Source organism: Williamsia sp. Leaf354 (genome assembly GCF_001424365.1).
GTDB lineage: Bacteria > Actinomycetota > Actinomycetes > Mycobacteriales > Mycobacteriaceae > Williamsia_A.
Window position 1 is genome coordinate 158,522 of record NZ_LMPL01000005.1, and the last position, 20,878, is coordinate 179,399.

Here is a 20,878-nt window from a genome sequence, read left to right on the forward strand (position 1 = left end):
CGGGAACCAGGGCGACCGCGGCGGGGGTCGCGGTGATCCGGCGTGCGACGACGTCGGCCAGCGTCTCCGCGGGCAGCGCGACATCGGGACCGACGCTGCGCGCGGCGATCATGTGGCGTTCGGTGTCGGTCAGCAGATCGATGTCGCCGACCGCGACGTCGGGGCGGGCCACGGCCTGCAGCGTTCGCACGAACCGACCGGCCAGGGTCTCCACGGTCGTCGCGTCGAACAGGTCGGTGGCGTAGACGATCTCGCCCTGCCAGTCCGATCCGGTCGGGCCGGTGCCGACGCTGACCGCCAGATCGAGTCGGGCGGGCGGTGTTCCAGTATCGGCCAGGTCGATACGCAGCCCACCGGCCGTGATGCCGTCCGACCGGTCACCGGCGGCCGCGACCGACAGCATCACCTGGCTCAGCGGCGCGAACGCCTCCGAGCGGGTGGGAGACAGTCGCTCCACGAGGTACTCGAAGGAGACGTCGGAGCGGGCGAACGCGTCGAGATCGGTGGCACGGATCTCGTCCAGCACCGCACCGATCGTCTCGTGGCCGCGAATGCGGTTGCGCAGCACCAGCGTGTTGACGAACATGCCGACCATCGGGTCGAGGGCGGCCTGCCCCCGTCCGGCGACGGGTGTGGTGACGGCGATGTCGTCGGTCGCCGACAACCGTGCGAGGAGGACCGCGAGCGCGGCGTGCACGGCCATGAAGTCGGTCGCGCCGCGGGCGCGGGAGGCCGCACGGACGGCGTCGGCGGTATCGGCGGGGATCGAGAACCTGATGCGCCCACCGTCGTGCGAGGCCACCGCCGGTCGCGGCCGATCCGCGGGGAGGGTGAGCACGTCGGGCAGGTCGGCGAGGTGGGTCAGCCAGTATCCGACCTGCTGCCCCAGAGCCGACGTCGGGTCGTCGGCCGACCCCAGTACCGCCTGCTGCCACAGGGCCACGTCGGCGAACTGCACCGGCAACGGGGGCAGGGTCGGGCGACGCCCGGCCGCGCGTGCCGCGTAGGCCGCGGCGAGATCACCGACGAGCGGGGGCAGCGACTCGCCGTCGACGGCGATGTGGTGCAGCGACAACACCAGCAGATGGTGATCGGGATCGATGCGCACCAGACGCGCCCGGACGGGCAGATCGATCGTGACGTCGAACCCGGCCGGCAGGAACTCGGCTGGGAGGAACTCGGCTGGGAGGAACCCGTCGACCTCGACGTGGGCGTCGGTCTCCGTCCATTCGAGCATCGACGCAGCGGTGTCGAGGTCGTGGATCCGTTGTCCCGGGCGGCCGTTCGTCTCCGGGTAGGTGGTGCGCAGCACCTCGTGACGGTCGAGCACGTCGAGCAGTGACTGCCGCAGTGCGGCGGCGTCCAGCGGGCCGTGGAGGTGGGCGAGCACCGGGATGACGTACGCCGTCGACGTCGGTTCGAAGCGGTTGAGGAACCAGATGCGCTGCTGCGCGATGGACAGCGGGATGTGCGCCGGGCGGGACATCGGCTGCAGCGGTGACGCGGTCACCCCCGCCCCGGCCATGGTCGTCGATGCGCGCAGCCGCTGCACGAGCCCGCGCACCGTCGGCGCCTCGAACAGATCCCGCACGCCGATGCGAACCCCGAGGGCGTCGGCGACGCGCGCGGTGACCCGCGTGGCCGACAGCGAGTTGCCGCCCAGGGCGAAGAAGTCAGCGGTCACGCCGGTGGCGTCTGCGTCGATACCCAGGACCTCGGCCACGACGGCACGGACGGCGACCTCGTCGTCTCCGCGCGGCGGTTCGGCGTCCTCGTCGGCGGCGCTGCGGGGTTCGGGGGCGGGCAGTGCGGCGCGGTCGATCTTGCCGACCGGTGTCAGCGGCATCGCGTCGAGGACGGTGATGGTGCTCGGCACCATGTGGGCGGGTAGCGACTCGGCCAGATGCGCGCGGATGTCGGCGGCGTCGGGTGCCGGGCCGTCGTGCTCGACGTAGCCCGCCAGCGCCGTGATCGCGCCCCCGTCGGGGTCGGTGGCACCGACGACGACCGCGCGTCGTACCCGCGGGTGCGTCAGCAGCACCGACTCGATCTCGCCGAGCTCGATCCGCTGGCCACGCAGCTTCACCTGGAAATCCAACCGCCCGGCGTAGGACAGTTCGCCGGTCGCGCTGCGGCGCACCAGGTCTCCGGTGCGGTACATCCGGCTGCCCGGTGTCCCGAACGGCGCCGCGACGAACCGCTCCGCCGACAGACCCGGGCGCCGGTGATAACCGCGGGCGAGCGAGGGTCCCATCAGGTACAGCTCTCCCAGGACCCCGGTCGGCACCGGCCGCAGGCGTGCGTCGAGCACGACCGCGTGGGTTCCGGGCATCGGCAGACCCAGCGGCACCGGCGATCCCGGGGTCAACGGCGCCGAGGTGACGCAGATGATCGTGGCCTCGGTGGGACCGTAGGCGTCGAAGAAGTCGCGGGTGCCGGCCCAGCGGGCCATCTCGGCGTCGGTGACGGCCTCGCCGCCGGCGAGCAGGTGGGTCAACGACACCCGCGTGGGGTCGGGAAGCGACGCGGCGACCGACGGGACGAGGAACGCGTGCGTGGCCCCGTGCGCGGTGATCCAGTCGGCGAGTTCGACACCGCCGACGATGTCGGGCGGGGTCACCACCATGGTCGCACCGGCGATGTAGGTGCCGAGCACCTCCAGCATCGCCGCGTCGAAGGCCGGGGAACTGATGCCGAGCCACCTCGACGACGGCTCGCTGCGGTGGTGATCCCGCAGGGTCTGTGCGACGCCGGCGAGGCCGGTGTGGGTGACGAGCACACCCTTCGGCACGCCGGTCGATCCGGACGTGAAGATCATGTAGGCGCCGTTGTCGGGTCGCAGCGGCGCGATCCGGTCGGCGTCGACGACCGGTTCGGCCGAGACCCGACCGGCATCGATCCGGTCGCCGGTCGCGGCGATCATGGTGTCGTCGAGGGTGATCCACCGCGGACCCGTCGGCATCGGCTCGGCGCCCGAGGCGACGTCGGCGCCGACGAACCCGATGGTCGCGGAGCTGTCGGTGACGACCTGGCGGATGCGGTCGGCGGGGTAGCGCGGATCGATCGGGCAGTACACCGCACCGGCTTTGGCAACCGCCCACAGCGCGATCTGCACCGCGGCGGATCGGCGGATGGCGCTGACGACCACGTCGTCGGGGCCGACGCCGGCGGCGATGAGGTCGCGGGCGACGGCCGAGCTCAGCCGGTCGAGCTCGGCGTAGGTCAGCGACATCCGGTCGTCGACGACCGCGATCGCGTGCGGTTCGCGAGCGGCGGCGCGGGCGAGTATGTCGGGCAGCAGCATCGGTGCGGGTACCGGGCCGATGCCGCGCACCGCCAGATGCTCGGCCTCGGTGAGGATGTCGACCTCACCTGTCGGTGTGTGCGGGGCGTCGAGAACGACAGCGAGCAGGCGCATCCACCGGTCGGCGAGTGCGCGCACCGTCGTCTCGTCGAACAGCGCGGTGGCGTAGGCGATGGTCCCTCTCCACGCCCGAGCACCATCGGTCCCCGCGGGTGTCGCCTGCACGCCGATGGTGAGATCGACCTTGGCCGTGGTGATCTCGAGGTCGACCGGTTCCACGATGATGCCATCCGTGTGGAGGGCGGCGGGGTGGAGGGTGCCCGGATCGTCCGGCGTGGTGCCGTCGCCGACGGTGAACAGGACCTGCACCAGGGGGGCGAACGCCTCCGAGCGCACGATATCGAGTCGGTCGACGATGTCGTCGAAGTCGACGTCGGCGTGGGCGAGTGCGTCGAGGTCGATGCGGCGCACTCGGGCCAGCAGGTCGGTGAACGGCGCGGTCGGGTCGACGGGCGTGCGCAGCACCACGGTGTTGACGAACATGCCGATGAGGTCGTCGAGTTCGGCGCGGCCCCGACCGGCCACCGGCGTACCGACGACCACGTCGTCGGTGGCGGCCAGGCGCGCCAGCACCGCGGCCAGGGATGCGTGGAGCAGCATGAACACCGTCACGCCGTGCTCACGCGCGAACCGCGTTGCCGCCGCGGCGATGTCGGCGGGGATGTCGAGGTCGACGCTCGCACCGTCGGTCGAGGCGACCGCGGGTCGGGTGCGGTCGGTGGGGAGGTCGATGACGGGCGCGACGCCGGTGAGCACCTGCGCCCAGTGGTCGAGGCGTGTGCGGTGGGGTCCGTCGACGTTTGCGGCGTCGAGGGTGTCGCGTTCGAGCTGCCACAGGGTGTGGTCGGCGTACTGCACCGACAGCGGCGCCCAGTCGGGTGCGGCACCGCGGCGACGGGCCGCGTAGGCGGTCATCAGGTCGCGGGCCACCACGGGCATCGACTCGCCGTCGGCGGCGATGTGGTGCAACGCGATCACCAGCAGGGCCTGCTGCCCCACCGGCGCGAGGCGCGCCCGCAGCGGGAGGTCGACGGTGAGGTCGAATCCGCTCCGCGCGATCGCCATGGCCTCGTCGTCGGTGTCGACGATCCGCACGTCGAGGGCGCGTGCCCCGTCGGTGACCGCGTCGGGGGTGAGGATCTCCTGGCGTACGACACCGTCGGCGCCGATCGGATAGAGGGTGCGCAGCACCTCGTGGCGGGTGACGAGGTCGGTGAACGCCGCACGGAGGGCGTCGATGTCGAGATCTCCGTGCAGGCGAAGCGCCAGCGGGATCGTGTAGGTGGGTTGCGACGGGTCCCAGGAGTTGATGAACCACATCCGCTGTTGCGCGGCCGACAGCGGGATCGGATCGGGCCGGACCATCGGCCGTAGCGGCGCCGCCGAGCGACCCTCGTGACGGGCACTGTCGGCCACGCGCTGCGCGAGCTCCCGCACCGACGGTGCCTCGAACACGTCGCGGACCCCGACCTCGGTACCGAGCGCATCGGCCACCCGGGCGGCGACCCGTGTCGCCGACAGCGAGGTGCCGCCGAGATCGAAGAACCCGTCGGTCACCGACACCCTGTCCAGACCCAGCACCGTGGCCACGACCGCGGCGACGATCTCCTCGGTCGCGTCGACCGGCGGTGTGTACTCCCCCGCGTCCGGGAGGAGGTCGGGGGCCGGCAGCGCCCGGCGGTCGACCTTGCCGCTCGACGTCAGCGGCAGCGTGTCGAGGACGACCCACCGGGTGGGCCGCATGTGTGCGGGCAGCGCCCGGACCGCGTCGAGGACGGCCGTCGGCGCCCCCGTGGCAGGGTCGAGCGCCGCACCGTCGACATGGCCGGCGATGTGGGCGACGAGGTGGGCGTCACCGGTGGTGTCGGTCAGCACCGACACCACCGCACCACGCACACCGGACGCGGCGGCGAGGACCGCCTCGATCTCGCCCAACTCGATGCGTTGGCCGCGCAGCTTCACCTGGAAATCGCTGCGCCCGAGGTACTCCAGGTCACCGGCGCGGTTCCACCGGACGCGATCGCCGGTCCGGTAGAGCCGTTTCCCGGTGCCGTGGGGGTCGGCCACGAAGCGTTCCGCGGTGAGATCGGGCCGCGATTGGTAGCCGCGGGCGAGCTGCACGCCGCCGAGGTACAACTCGCCGGCGACGCCGACGGGTACGGGCCGCAGCCGGTCGTCGAGGACCACCGTCGTGGTGCCGGGCACCGGGCGGCCGATCGGCATCGGGGTCTCGGTGCCGGTGACCGCGTGGTGGGTGACGTCGACGGCGGCCTCGGTGGGTCCGTACAGGTTGTGCAGGGTCGCGGCGGGAAGGGCGGCCATCGTCGCGCGCGCGGTGGACGCGGCGAGCGCCTCGCCGGAGGTGACCACCAGACGCAGGCTCGCCGGCGCCGCGGTGCCGGAGGTCGCGAGGACGTCGAGGAACGCCGAGAGCATCGACGGCACGAAGTGGGCGACGGTGACCGACCAGCGGTCGGCGATCTCGCACAGGTGGACGGGATCGCCGTGTCGTCCGGGCTCGGCGAGTACGAGTCGCGCGCCGGTCATCAACGGCCAGAACAGTTCCCACACCGAGACATCGAAGGTGACCGGGGTCTTCTGGACCACGGTGTCGTCGGTGGTGAGCGCGAAGCGGTCCTGCATCCATGCCAGCCGCGCCACGATCGCACGATGGGAGACGGTGACGCCCTTGGGTTCTCCGGTCGATCCTGACGTGAACAGGGTGTAGGCGGCGTCGTCGGGATGCAGGGGTGCACGTCGGTCGCTGTCGCGAACGGGGTGGCTGTCGCCGTCGATCGACCCGGAGCAGTCCACGACGAGACGCGCGACGGGGTGCTCGACGAGCGCCTCGGGCGTGTTCCCCGCGGCCACGACGGCGAGCGACACTCCTCCGGTGGAGAGCATCGACGCCGTGCGCGCGACCGGCGCATCGGGATCGACCGGGACCCAGCGTGCGCCCGCGGCGACGATCGCGTGCACCGCGACGAGCATCTCCGCCGAGCGCGGGAGGCAGATCGCCACGGCGGCGCCGGGCCCGATCCCCCGGGCGATCAGAGCGCGCGCGAGACCGGAGACGCGGGCGCCGAATTCGCCGTAGGAGATCTCGCGGTCGCCGTCGATGATGGCCGTGGCCGTCGGCGTCGCCGCGATCTGCCACGCCACCGCCGAGGCGAGATCCGTTGCCTCGGGGAGGATCCGGGGTCCGGGCCCACCGTCGGAGAACTCCGCGACCCGACGGGCCTCGGCGGGATCGACAAGGTCGATGTCACCGACCGGGACCGTGGGTGTCGCGACACCGGCGACGAGGACCGCGCGCAGGCGGTCGGCGAGACGTCGGGCGGTGTCCTCGGTGAACAGGTCGGTCGCGTAGATGAGCCTGCCGCTCAACGAGGTCAGGGCGCCCCGGTCGTCGCGGGCGGCGGTGAACCCGACGGTGAGGTCGTAACGCGCGGGTGGGTCGCCGGGGTCGACGGGCGTGATCTCCACGCCGGCGACGTCGATGGCGGTGGTGGCAGACTGCTCGAGGGTCAGCAGCACCTGTGCGAGCGGCGCGAACGCCTCCGACCGTGTGGGCGCGAGGACGTCCACGAGGTGTTCGAAGGGGACGTCGGCGTGCGCGAACGCGTCGAGGTCGACGTCGCGGACGGCGTCGAGGAGATCGGCGAACGTCGCCGCGGGATCGATCTCGGTCCGCAGCACCAGGGTGTTGACGAACATCCCCACGAGCGGGTCGAGTTCGGCCCGGCCGCGTCCGGCGACCGGAGTCCCCACGGCGATGTCGGTGCTCGCCGACGACCGCGCGAGAACCACCGCGAGGGCGGCGTGCAGCACCATGAACAGCGTGACGCGGCGCCGCGCGGCGAGCGCCTCGAGGGCGGAGAGCATCGCAGAGCCGGGGAGCATCTCGACACCGGGGAGCACCTCGGAGCCGAGGGGGATGTCCACCGCGGCACCGCGCATCGACGCCGCCGGCGGACGCGGGGTGTCGGTCGGCAGGTCACCGACGTCGGGCAGGCCCGCGAGGCGTTCGCGCCAGTGATCGACCTGGGCGCCCAGCGGTGAGGTCGGGTCGTCGACCGCGCCGAGAACGCGCTGCTGCCACAGGGTGACGTCGGCGTACTGCACGCTCAGCGGCTCGAACGCCGGGGCCGTGCCGGTCACGCGGGCCGCGTACGCGGTCACGAGGTCGGCGACGAGGGGCGCGATGGACTCACCGTCGGAGGCGATGTGGTGTATCACCACGTACAGCAGATGGTCACCGTGGCCGTCGTTGCTCGCGGTGTCCGCCGGGACGAGGCCCACCCGGATGGGCACCTCGACGGCGAGATCGAAGGGGCGCGAGGGCAGAGCGGCGACCTCGTCGTCACACCACCACCGGTCGTCGTCGATCGATCTGGGGTCGCCGATCACCTGGTGGGCGGTGCCGTCGGCGTCCTGGGCGTAGGTGGTCCGCAGTGTCTCGTGGCGCCCGATCACGTCCCGCACCGCGGCACGCAGCGCGGCGGTGTCGAGCGTGCCGCGCAACCGGAGCGCGAAGGCGATGTTGTAGGCGGGCGACGTCGGATCGAACCGGTTGATGAACCACATCCGCTGCTGCGCCGGCGACAGCGGGATGCGATCCGGACGGACCTGCGGGACAAGCGGTGCCACGTCCGCACCCGCGGTGCCGCCTCGCCTCTCACCGACGAGCGCGGCCAGTGCGCGGATGGTGGGCGCGGAGAACACGTCACGGACCCCGACCCGCGTCGCGAGGGCGTCGGACACGCGCGCCGAGACCCGCGTCGCCGACAGCGAGTTGCCACCGATGTCGAAGAAGCTGTCGGTCACTGACACCGCGTCGACACCGAGGACGTCGGCGTACACCTCGGCCACGATCGCCTCGAGATCGTCGGCGGGCGCGACGATCTCGTGGTCGGCTCCGGCGCCGGGGAAGGCCGGCTCAGGCAGGGCGCGACGGTCGATCTTGCCCGAGGCGGTGGTCGGCAACGTCTCGGACACCGCGAACAGGGTGGGGCGCATGAACGCCGGGAGGGACTGCGCGACATGGGCGATGACCGCGTCGAGGTCACCCTGGGCGGCCACCGATCCCGCGAGGTGGGCGACGAGGTGGTCGCCGCCGTCGGGACCTCCTGCGACGGTGACCGCGGCGGCCACCACACCGGGCGCGGCGGCGAGAACGGCCTCGATCTCCCCGAGTTCGATCCGCTGACCGCGCAGCTTGATCTGCGTGTCCGCGCGTCCGACGTAGTCGATCTCGCCGTGTGCGGTCCAGCGGACGAGGTCACCGGTGCGGTAGAGACGCGCCCCCGCCGGGCCGTACGGGTCGGCGACGAAACGTTCGGCGGTGAGGTCGGGGCGGGAGGCGTACCCGCGGGCGAGTTGCACACCGCCCAGGTGCAGTTCGCCGACGACACCCGGGGCCACGGGACGCAGCCGGTCGTCGAGGATCCGGGTGACGGTGCCCGCGATGGGTGTTCCGATGGGCACGGTGCGCTCACCGCGCAGCACCTCGTGCCAGGTGACGTCGACCGCCGCCTCGGTGGGTCCGTACAGGTTGTGCAGACGGGCGTTCGGCAGCACGGCGAGCGCGGAGGCGGCCACCGCGGGCGCCAACGCCTCACCGGAGGCGAACACCGCACGCAGGTGGTGGAGATCGACCGCCGACGGGCCGGAGTCGAGGAGGTCGGCGAAGGTCGACAGCATCGACGGCACAAAGTGCGCCACCGTCACCCGTTCCGCGGCCATCAGGTCGGCGAGATGTCGGGGGTCGCGGTGGCCGTCGGGATCGACCACGACGAGGGTGGCGCCGGTCATCAGCGGCCAGAACAGTTCCCACACCGACACGTCGAAGGTGACGGGGGTCTTCTGCACGGCGACATCGGTGTCGGTGAGCGCGAACTCCTCCTGCATCCACAGCAGACGGTTGATTATGGCGGCGTGGGAGACCGTGACCCCCTTGGGGCGTCCGGTCGATCCCGACGTGAACAGGGTGTAGGCCGAGTGGTCGGGTCGCAGGCCGCGACGGTGCTCGGCGACGGTCCGCGACACCGCCGGGTCCGGGCCGGCTGTGGTGGCGCAGTCGATCTCGACGATCGTGCGGCCGACCGCGTCCACCGGTCGCCCCCCGTGCGCGAGCAGCACGATCTGCGCACCGGCGGTGGTGAGCATGTGATCGATGCGATCGGCGGGCGCATCGGGGTCGAGGGGTACGTACTGCCCGCCCGCGGCGACGATCGCGTGGATCGCGACGAGCAGCTCCGTCGACCGCGCGATGGCCACGGCGACCGGCACATCGGGACCGACCCCGCGCTCGATGAGATTGGCGGCGACGCGGTCGACGTGGGCACCGAACTCGCCGTAGGTCACCGACGCGCCCTCGACGCGCAGCGCGACCGCGTCCGGTGTCCGGGCCACCTGCGCGGCGACGAGATCCGGTAGCAGGGCGGAGGCCGGGGATCCCGGGAGCAACGGGGCACCCGTCGACCACCCCTGCATCCGGTCGATCACCGCGGGCGAGCGCAGGTCGATGTCGCCGACACGGATCTGCGGGTCGTGCGCGATCGCGGAGAGCAGCACCACCACGGCGTCGGCGACCACGGCGATCATGTCCTCGTCGAACGCCGACGGCAGGTACTTCAGGGTCAGGGTCAGACCGTCATCGGAGTCCTCGGGGCCGGGTGCGGCGACGAGGTTCAGCGGGTAATGCGTGGCGTCGGTGGACGACACCGCGCGCACGGGCCCCTCTCCCCCGCCGGCCGCGGCGGCGACGGCCGCGTCGACCGGATACGACTCGTAGACCGTCAGGGTGTCGAACAGGACCGGTTGCCCGATCGCATCGGCGATGTCGGCCAGTCCGACGTACTGGTGGTCGAGGACCGCCGCCTTCGAGCGGTGCAGGGCGGCGACGAGCTCGGCCGCCGTCGTACCGGGATCGACACGCGCGGCGACCGGCAGCGTGTTGATGAACAGCCCGATCATCCCGCTCGCGCCGGGCTCGTCGGGCGACCGCCCCGACACCGTCTCACCGAACACCACCGACGTGCGTCCGGTCATGCGGCTCAGCAGGATCGACCACGCGGCCTGCAGGACCGTCGCCATCGTGGCGTCGAGGTCACGCACCCGTCCGGTCAACGCCGACGTGAGATCGGCGCCGAGATGCACCTGCAGATCCCGCGGCGGGGCGTCCGCACTCGGCGTGTGCCCCGGCGCCACCAGCGTCGGACCGTCGACCCCGGCGAGAGCCTCGCGCCAGACGTCGAGTGCGCCCGCGTGATCACGGGTCGCGAGCCAGTCGAGGTGGTCGCCGAAATCGGGACGCACCGGCTCGCTCGTCTCGGGGGGACCGCCGAACAGCGGGGCCAGCAACTCGCCCAGCAGGATCGGCGCCGACCAGCCGTCGATGACGAGGTGATGGGCGGTGACGACGAGCGACACCGCGGGACGGGCCTCGGCGTCGAGATGACGGACGTGCACGAACCGGATGGGCTCGCCGTCGGCGAGGTCGAACCCCGCGACCCGCTCGTCGTGGGCGATCCGCTCGAGACCCCGGGCCGCATCCCCGGGCGCGAGGTCGCCGAGGTCGACGGTCTGCCACCGGGGCGTCACGTCTGGCGCGACGACGCCGACCGCGCGACCAGACGTGCTGCGCACGAACGCGGTCCGCAGCACACGATGCCGAGCGACGAGCGCCTGCGCGGCACGGCGGGCGGTGTCGGCCTCGAAGGCGTCGGTCACGGTGATCGTCGACTGCGTGATGTAGACGTCGGCGCCGCCGGCGAACTCCGACTCGAAGAACAGGCCCTGCTGCAGCGGGGTGAGAGGCCAGAGTTCGGCCCCGGGATGCGCGGAGAGCACCGCGTCGATCTCGGACTGGGTGAGCCCGGTCGACGCGAGGTCGGTCTCGCTGGGTCCCACGGGACCCTCACGCAGTGTCTCGACGACGGTCTGCAGGTGCGTCGCCCATCGGTCGGCGATCGCGGCGACCTGCGCGCGGTCGATCGCTCCCGGCGCGAAGGTGAACTCCGCCTGCAGTTCTCGATCCCCGACGGTCGGGATGACCGCGCCGATGGTGACGGTGAGGGCGGCGAGCGCCGCCATGTCACCGCGCACCGACGGGGGCAGGGTCGGTGTGCCCGCGACCGGCGCGAACGACGACTCGGTCCGGACCGGACCGGACCGTGCGCCCAGATAGTTGACGCTCACCGACGGCAGGGGGCGCTCGCGCAGCGGCGACCCGGGTCGCAGATACCGCAGCGGTCCGAACGCGATACCGCCGTCGGGCATCCGCGCGACGGCGTCCTTGACCGCCTTCACCGTCGCGATGACCGATGTGCCGTGTTCTGCGTCGGGGCCCGCGGGCGACACCTGCAGCGTGAGCGGGACGAAGCTGGTGAACCACCCCACGGTCTCCGACAGGTCCGCTCCGGGGGCGAGATGTTCCTCGCGCCCGTGGTTCTCGATGAGCACCGACACACCCGGATCGGATCTGTCGGGGGTGTTCGGTGACAACACATCGGCGACCGACTGCATCAAAGCCGCGATGAGTGCGGTGTCGACGCGGGTGCGCAGCGCCTCGGGGACCGAGGTGAGGATCGGGTCGGCGATCGCGGCGGGGACGGTCACGCCGATGGTCTCGACCGACGCGAGACGGTCACGGTCGTGGTCGGTCGTGATCGTCGTCGACACACCGTGCGCGGGCAGGTGTCGATCCCACAGGGCCAGTTCCGATGCGCGCTCGGCGAGGTCGGCGAGGACGCCGGCCCACCGGCGGAACGAGGTGCCGGCGGCGGACACGGTCGGCGGCTCGCCGGAGCGCACCTGCCACCACGCCGTACCGATCCCCGACACGATGGTCGGCCACGACACGGCGTCGACGCCGAGGTGGTGGATGACGACGACGAGACGACCGATCCCCGTCGCGTCGCGGACACCGACCGCGGCGACGAGACGACCGCTCGACGGGTCGAGGCCGTCGGAGGCCCGACGGTGTGCGTCGAGGATTGCGCCATCGGTCGCTGCATCGGCGGTGTGGAGGATCTCGATATGCATGTCATCGATGCGACCGGCCCCCGCGATGACCGTGGGTACTCCGTCGTCGACGGTGAGCGACGCGGTGAGCATCGGATGGGCGGTGGCGACCGCGCCGATCACCGCGCGTAGCTCGGCGACCTCGGCGTCGGGCGGGAGCACCAGGACCGCGGACTGGGAGAATTCGGCGATCTGCTCGGGATCGTCGACGAGGTCGAGCATCCATCCGACGCCCGGGGTCGGTGCGACCGGTCCGACTGCGCCGCCCTCGTATTCGGTGAGTGCGTCGGCGGTGTCGCGGACTGCGTTGTGTGCCAACGCTCGGACGGTGCGGTGGGTGAAGATGTCGCGCGGGCTGATCGCGTAGCCGACGCCGCGGAGCAGCGACGTCAGCCGGATCGAGAGGATCGAGTCGCCACCGAGCGCGAAGAACGAGTCGGTCACCGAGACGCGGTCCGCGCCGAGCACGGCGGCGACGATGTCGGCGATGACGCGTTCGTCGTCGGTGCCCGGTGCGACGTGATCGGCCACGGCCGCACCGAAATCGGGGGCGGGCAGCGCCCGTCGGTCGAGCTTGCCCGCGGCGCTGCGCGGGATGTCGTCGAGGGTGATCCAGATGCCGGGCCGCATGTATTCGGCGAGCGAGGAGTCGGCCTCCGCGCGGGCCGCGGCCACCATCGCGTCGCCGTCGCGTCCGGCGAGGTAGGCGACGAGATGTCGGGATCCGCCCGGTGCGGTCACGACCGACGCGGCGGCGTGGACGACGCCGGGCGCGGCGGCCAGTACGGCCTCGATCTCGCCGAGCTCGATGCGCTGCCCGCGCAGCTTCACCTGGAAGTCGCTGCGCCCCAGGTATTCCAGCTCACCGGCGCGGTTGCGGCGGACGAGATCGCCGGTCCGGTACAGCCGCTCGCCCCCGCCCGCGGGGTCGGCGACAAACCGTTCGGCGGTGAGGTCGGGGCGTGCGGCGTATCCGCGTGCGAGTTGCGGTCCGCCGAGGTACAGCTCGCCGACGACACCCGGACCGACCACCTGCAGCCGCGTGTCGAGGACTGTCGTGCGCGTGTTCCACACCGGTCGTCCGATCGGGACGACCTCGCCCACGACGTCGATGTGATGGTGGGCGACCTCGACGGCGGCCTCGGTGGGGCCGAAGAGGTCGTGGAGTCCGGCCCGCGGCAGCGCTGCGCGTGCGGCGCGCGCGAGACCCGGTGACAACGCCTCGCCGGAACAGAACAGGTATCGGACCGACGACATCCAGGCCAGGTCCGCCGGGTCGACGACGTCGAGGAACACCGACAGCATCGACGGCACGAAGTGCACCGACGTCACCGCGTGGGTCGTCAGCACGTCGGCGAGGTGCTCGGGGTCGGTGTGCCCGCCGTCGGCGGCGATCACCATCCGGGCCCCGGACATCAGGGGGGCGAACAACTCCGGGACCGAGACGTCGAAGGTGCACGGCGTCTTGAGCAGGACGGCGTCGTCGGACCCCAGGGGGAACGTCGCCAGTCCCCACCGCAGCCGGTTGAGCACGGCGCGGTGTGACACCGCCACACCCTTGGGGCGGCCGGTCGAGCCCGAGGTGAACAGCGTGTAGGCGGCGTGGTCGGGGCGCAGCGGGTGCCGTCGGTCGGCATCGGTGACCGGCGCGGCGCGATCGGCGACATCGCCTGCCCCGATCACCATCTCGGCCGTGGTGTCGACGATCAGCACCGTGAGACGGTCATTGGTCGCCACCTGCGATATCCAGTCGGGCCGTCGGTCGCGGTCGACGAGCACGACGGCGGCGCCGGAGGTGGCGATCATGTACCCGGCGCGGTCGGCGGGGGTCGCGATGTCGAGGGGCACGTACTGGCCGCCGGCGGCGAGGACGGCGTGGACGGCGACGACCAGTTCCGGCGAGCGCGGCAGGCACAGCGCGACAGCGACGTCGGGACCGACACCGGCGTCGATGAGGTCGCGGGCCAGCACCGACACCCGCGCCCAGAACTCACCGTGGGTCAGGGTGCGCCCGGACCCGTCGGTCGTCACCAGGGCGATCGCGTCGGGGTGGGCGTCCCCGTGGCGACGGCTCTCGTCGACGAGCGTGGTCGCCGGCAGCATCACCTCCGGTCCGCACGATGCGGCCACCTGCTCGGCGATCGCCGTATCGGGGAGGATCGCGATGTCGCCCACCGGACGCGCCGGGTCGGCTGCGAACGCGGTCAGGAGGCGACGGAATCCGTCGGCGACGCGTGCGACGGTGTCGTGGTCGAACAGTGCTGCGGCGTAGATGAACACACCCGTCAGCGCCGTGTCGTTGTCGGTGACGCCGACGGTGAGGTCGAACTTGGCGACGTCGTCGCCGACCCGCTCGAGGTCCATCGTGACGTCGCCGAGGTCGGCCGACACCGGGCGGTCGGTGTCGTGCACGAAGAGCACCGAGGCCAACGGTTCGAAGGCCTCCGACCGCACCGGGTCCACGGCGTCGACCACGCGCTCGAACGGCACCTCGGCGTGTGCGAACGCGTCGAGGTCGACGCGACGGACGTCTCCGAGCAGGTCGGTGACGTCGGCGGCGGGGTCAACCTCGGTCCGGAGCACCAGGGTGTTGACGAACATGCCCACGAGCGGGTCGAGTTCGGCGTGGCCTCGACCGGCCACCGGGATGGCGACGGCGATGTCGGTCGACGACGACAGGCGCGCGAGCAAAGCCGCCAGGGCCGCGTGCACCACCATGAACGTGGTGACGCCGGCGTCGGACGCGAGCTGTCGCACCGCGCGGGTGGTCTCGGCGTCGAGGGCGACCTCGACGGCGCCGCTCACGCCGTCGGGTGCGGGGGGACGCGGCCGGTCGGTGGGCAGTCCGAGCACCTCGGGCAACCCGCCGAGGGTGGAGCGCCACCAGGCGAGGTCGCGTGCCATCGGCGACCCAGGATCGTCGACCGACCCGAGCCGGTCACGTTGCCACAGTGCGTAATCGGCGTACTGGACGTGCAGAGGGGTCCACTGCGGCGCAGCTCCACCGACCCGCGCGGTGTAGGCGAGTGCGATGTCGCGGGCGAGGACCGGCGCGGACTGACCGTCGGCCGCGATGTGGTGGACGACGACCACCAGCAGGTGGTGTGTGGCGTCCACGCTGTGGAGTCGCACCCGCAGCGGCAGCTCCGTCGCGACGTCGAACCCCCGACCGATGATCGATCGGGCCTCGTCGTCGGACGAGGCGACCGTCCAGTCGAGTCGGTCGCGCGCGTGGTCGGGTGTGTCGATGACCTGGACCGGTGCGCCGTCGCCGCCGGTCGGATAGGTGGTGCGCAGCACCTCGTGCCGGGCGACCACGTCGCCGACGGCGGCGCGCAGCGCGTCGACGTCGAGGGGTCCGCGCAGGACGGCGACGACAGGGATGTTGTAGGCGGCCGACGTCGGGTCGAACTGGTTGATGAACCACATGCGGCGCTGGGCGTAGGACAGGGGGATCTCGGTCGGGCGTTCCCGGGGCGTCGGGGGTGTCGCGGTCGCGGGGTCGTCCGTACCCAAATCGGTGGTACCGGAGTCGATCGCTGCCGCCCACCCGCGCGGGGTGGGGTGGTCGAACAGGTCGCGGACACGCAGGTCACGACCCAGACCCTGTCCGACCCGGGCCACCACACGGGTCGCGGCGAGAGAGTTCCCGCCCAGGCCGAAGAAATCCGCCGTCACCGACACCTCGTCGAGCCCGAGGACCTCGGCGTACACGCCACTGATGAGTCGTTCGGTGTCGGTGGCCGGTGCCACGACATCGCCGCTGTCGACGACGGGCGCAGGCAGCGCGCGGCGGTCGAGTTTGCCGGTGGGCGACAGCGGTACCGACGCGAGCACCATGATCGACGACGGCACGAGGTGGCGCGGGAGGCGATGGGCGACACGGGCCCCGAGATCGGCGGTGTCGAGCGCACACCCGGGCCTCGGGTGCACGTACGACACCAGCATCGTCTGCCCGGACTGCGGATGCGTGCGGGCCAGCGTGGTCGCGAACGCTACGTCGGGATGGGCGCCAAGGACGGCGTCGACCTCACCGGGCTCGATGCGGAAACCGCGGATCTTCACCTGGAAGTCGTTGCGACCCCGGAACTCCAGTTCGTGCGACGACGCACCGTCGACCTCGGAAGCGCCGCGGCGCAGACGCACGAGGTCGCCGGTGCGGTACAGGCGGCCACCGGGCGGACCGAAGGGGTCGGCGACGAAGCGTTCGGAGGTCTGCCCCGGCCGACCGAGGTAGCCGCGGGCCAGCGCGGGACCGGAGAGGTAGAGCTCGCCGGCGACCCCGAGCGGAACCGGGCGCAGTCGGTCGTCGAGGACATGGGCGCGTACCCCGGTGACAGAGACGCCGATGGGGACGGTCCGCGGCGCCCCCGGGGGCCGATCGTCGGTGTCCACCGCGCGGAGCGGAGTGGTCGACGTCGACCAGATCGTCGCCTCCGACGGGCCGTAGAGGTTGAACATCGCCCGGCCCGGCGCCCACCGCTGCACCAGTTCGGGCGGGCAGGTGTCGCCGGCGACGCAGAGGACGGCCAGCTCGTCGAGCCCGTCGGCGGGGACGGTCGCGAGCGCGGCGGGTGTGACGAAGGCGTGGGTGATGCGTTCGGCGGCGAGGAAACTCGCCAGCTCGTCGCCTCCGACGATGTCGGTCGGCGCGATCACCTGGGTCGAGGCGGCGGTGACCGCGAGGAGCGTCTCGAAGACGGACGCGTCGAAACTCGGTGAGGCGAACGCCAACACCCGCGCGGTCGGGGTGAGGGCGAACCGACCGCGCATCTCGGCCACGACGTTCGCGAGTCCACAATGGGTGACCGCGACGCCCTTGGGTCGCCCGGTCGATCCCGAGGTGAAGATGACGTACGCGATGTCGTCGATGCGGGCCGCGGTCGGCGCCTCGCCGTCGGCGGGGGCCGACTGTGCCAGGGCCTCGAGGTCGAGCCAGTCGACATGCGGGGGCAGCGCACTCGCCGTGCCACCGGACACCGTCACACCGATACGCGCGTCGCTGTCGGCGAGCATCTGCGTGATGCGGTCGGCGGGGTGATCGCGGTCGATCGGTAGCACCGCACCGCCCGCGCGGACCACGCCCCACAGCGCGAGTGTCGCCTCCGGGGATCGCGGTATCGCACACGCCACCACGTCTCCCGGACGCACCCCGCGGCGATGTAGCTGGGCGGCAACGTGATCGGCGCGCGTGGCGAGCTCGCGATACGTCCAGCGTGTCGTGGCGTCGGAGACCGCGATGCCGTCGGGATTCGAGGCGACGGCGGCGTCGAGGATCTCGGCGAACGTCCGCGGCGTGACGTCCCCGCCCCCGTCGAGCGCTGCTGTGTCCTGCAGGTCGGATCCGGCCAGGTCGAGGTCGCCGACGGGTCGGCCGGGGTCGGCGACCGCGGCGGCGGCCAGGGCCACGAACCGGTCCGCGAAATCGGCGATGGTGGCCTCGTCGAAGAGGTCGGTGGCATAGGTGAACACCATCCGCGGACTGCCTACCGCGTCCCCGTCGCCGGTGGACACGGTGAGCGACAGGTCGAATTGCGTTGTCGTGACCGGTGGGTCGACGGCGCGGACGTCGACACCGGGTAGCGAGAAGGCGGACCGGTCGGCGTCGACGAGGTTGAGGGCGACCTGGAACAGCGGCGAGTGGGCGGAGCTGCGGTCGGGCGACAGTTCCTCGACGAGCCGCTCGAACGGGAGGTCGGTGTGGGTGAGCGCCGCGACGTCGGTGGCCCGCACGTGCTCGAGCAGGGTGGCGAAGTCCGCCGACCGGTCGACGCGGGTGCGCAGCACCAGGGTGTTGACGAACATCCCGATGAGGTCGTCGAGAGCGGCGTCGCCTCGGCCGGCGACGGCGGTGCCGATCGCGATGTCGTCGTCGGTGCCCGACCGCGCGAGCAGGGCCGCGAACACCGCGTGCACCGCCATGAACGGCGTCGCGCCCCGGGCCTGCGCCAGGCCGAACAGACCGTCGACGACGTCCGGGGCGGGGTCGAGGTGGTACTGCGCCCCGCGTCCCGATGCCACCGCCGGGCGGGGCCGGTCGACGGGGAGGTCGGTCACCTCGGGCAGGTCGGCGAGCTGCTCGCGCCAGTAGTGCCACTGCCGTGCCGCCGTCGACGTCGGATCGTCGATGTCGCCGAGCAGTGTGTGCTGCCACACGGTGTAGTCGGCGTACTGCACCGGCAGCGGGGCGAGGTCGGGTGCGCCTCCCTCGACCCGAGCGGCGTAGGCCGCCATCAGGTCTCGTGCGAGCGGTGCGAGTGACGCCGCGTCGGCGATCACGTGGTGGGCGACGAGGACGAACACGAACTCGTCTCCCCCGCCCACAGCGGCCCCGGTGGTGTCGGGCGCGACGCGCAGCAGCCGGGCGCGCACCGGTGGGTGCGCCTCGAGATCGAAGGGTGCGGTGACGATCTCGGTGATCTCGCGCTCGACGGACTGCGCGTCGACGGCGGTGAGATCGCGTGGCGGGTCGATGAGCGTGTCACTGCGATGTCCCGCGGCAGGGACCACGACCTGTGCGGGAACACCGTCGGTGGTGACGAACCGCGTGCGCAGGGACTCGTGGCGGGCGATCACGTCATCGACGGCGGCGGCGAGGGCCGCCGGTCGCAGATCACCGGAGAAGCGCAGCACCAACGGGATCGCGTAGGCGGCGCTGTCGGGATCGAGCCGGGACAGGAACCAGATCCGGCGCTGGGCGTCGGACAGTCCGACCGTGTCGTGGCGTTCCACCGGCAGCAGCACGGGCCGGTCGGCAGCGCCGCGATCGGTCACCACGCCGGCGAGACCGCGCACGGTCGGCTGGGCGAAGACGTCGCGCACGGTGATGTCGACGTCGAGCTGCCGCGCCACCTGGGCGGCGATCCGAGCGACCGCCAGCGACGTCCCACCGAGATCGAACAACGATGTGGTGACACCTATCCCGTCGAGTCCGAGCACCTCGGCGACGACCGCGGCGATCACCCGTTCGGTGTCGGTGGCGGGTGGTTCGGTGCGGCCGACCTCGACCGGCGCATCCGGGGTCGGCAGTGCGTCGCGGTCGATCTTGCCGTTGACGGTCAGCGGAAGCGCGTCGACAACCATGACCACCGACGGCACCATGTACTCCGGCACCCGTGCCGCGACCGCTGCCCGTGCCGCGGCGGCCACCGCGGCATCCCGGTCGACGTCGCTCGGATCCTGTTCGGCCACAGCGCCCTCGCGGTCGGGGCCGGTACCCGCGACGATGTAGCCGACGAGCTGTTCGGGCTGGTCGTCGCGGGCACGGACGGCGGCCGCGGCGGCGTCGACACCGTCGACGGCGGCGAGCGCGGCCTCGATCTCGCCCAGTTCGATGCGGAAGCCACGCAGTTTGACCTGGTCGTCACCCCGGCCGAGGAACTCCAGCGATCCGTTGCGCTCGAGCACGAGATCACCGGTGCGGTACATCCGCGCACCCGGCGGACCGAACGGGTCGGCCACGAACCGGCCCGCGGTGAGATCACCGCGGCCCAGATAGCCGCGGGCGACCTGGGGCCCGGACACGTAGAGCTCGCCGGGCACACCCTCGGGCACCGCGGCCAGGCGCGCGTCGAGGACGACCGTCCTGGTCCCGGGGAACGGTCCCCCGATGTCGGACACGGTTGTCGCCTCGGCGAACTCGGGTGTCGCGGCCCGTCGCGTCATGTACACGGTGGTCTCGGTGGGCCCGTACATGTTGTTCAGTGCGGGACCGGTGCGACCGTCGACGGCGACGCGATCGCGATACCAGCGGCGTACCTGGTCGAAGTCGAGTCGCTCCCCTGCGAACATGATCTCGCGCACCGACTCCGACAGCCGGGGTGTGCTCGCGTCGTCTCGCCCGCCACCGCGCAGCGCGGCGGCGAGCTGGTAGAACGCCGACGGGGTCAGGTTGAGAATGGTCACCTGTTCCCGCATCAGGACCGCGACCATGTCGTCGGGTGATCGCGTGGTCAGGTGGTCGAGGACGACGAGGCGCCCTCCCGCGGCGAGTGCGGGCCAGATCTCACCGACCGACACGTCGAAGGCGTAGGAGGCGAACATCGTCCACACGTCGTCGGCGGAGGTCTCGTAGAGCTCGTCGAGGGCGTTCAGCATCGCCACAATCTGCTCGTGGGTGATCACGACACCCTTGGGCACACCGGTCGATCCCGACGTGAAGATCACGTAGGCGGCGTTGCGACTGTCGATGACCTCGGGCAGCGTCGGCGCCGATTCGTCTGTACCGCTGGCGATCTCGGTGACCGTGGCGGTGGGCGCGCCGATCTCCTCGCGCCACTGCGACGCGGTGTCGTCGGCGGTGAGGATGATCAATGGGCGCGCCGCGGCGACGATGGTCTGCGAGCGGCGTACCGGGTGGGTGCGGTCCAGCGGGAGGTAGGCGGCACCGGATTTCAGCACGCCGAGCAGGGCGACGATGAGGTCGACGTCGCGCGGCAGGGCCACACCGATGAGTGTCTCGGGTCCCGCGCCCGCCCGGATCAGGCC

General features: G+C 72.2%; 1 protein-coding gene (only partly in view). It reads right to left on the minus strand.

This entire window lies inside a single protein-coding gene on the minus strand: locus tag ASG12_RS17665, encoding a non-ribosomal peptide synthase/polyketide synthase (RefSeq protein WP_156378166.1). The 39,915-nt coding sequence extends 18,518 nt beyond the window's left edge and 519 nt beyond its right edge, so the window shows coding positions 520–21,397 — codons 174 (complete) to 7,133 (partial); the first complete codon in reading order (the gene reads right to left) occupies window positions 20,876–20,878. Both codon boundaries (start and stop) fall beyond the window edges.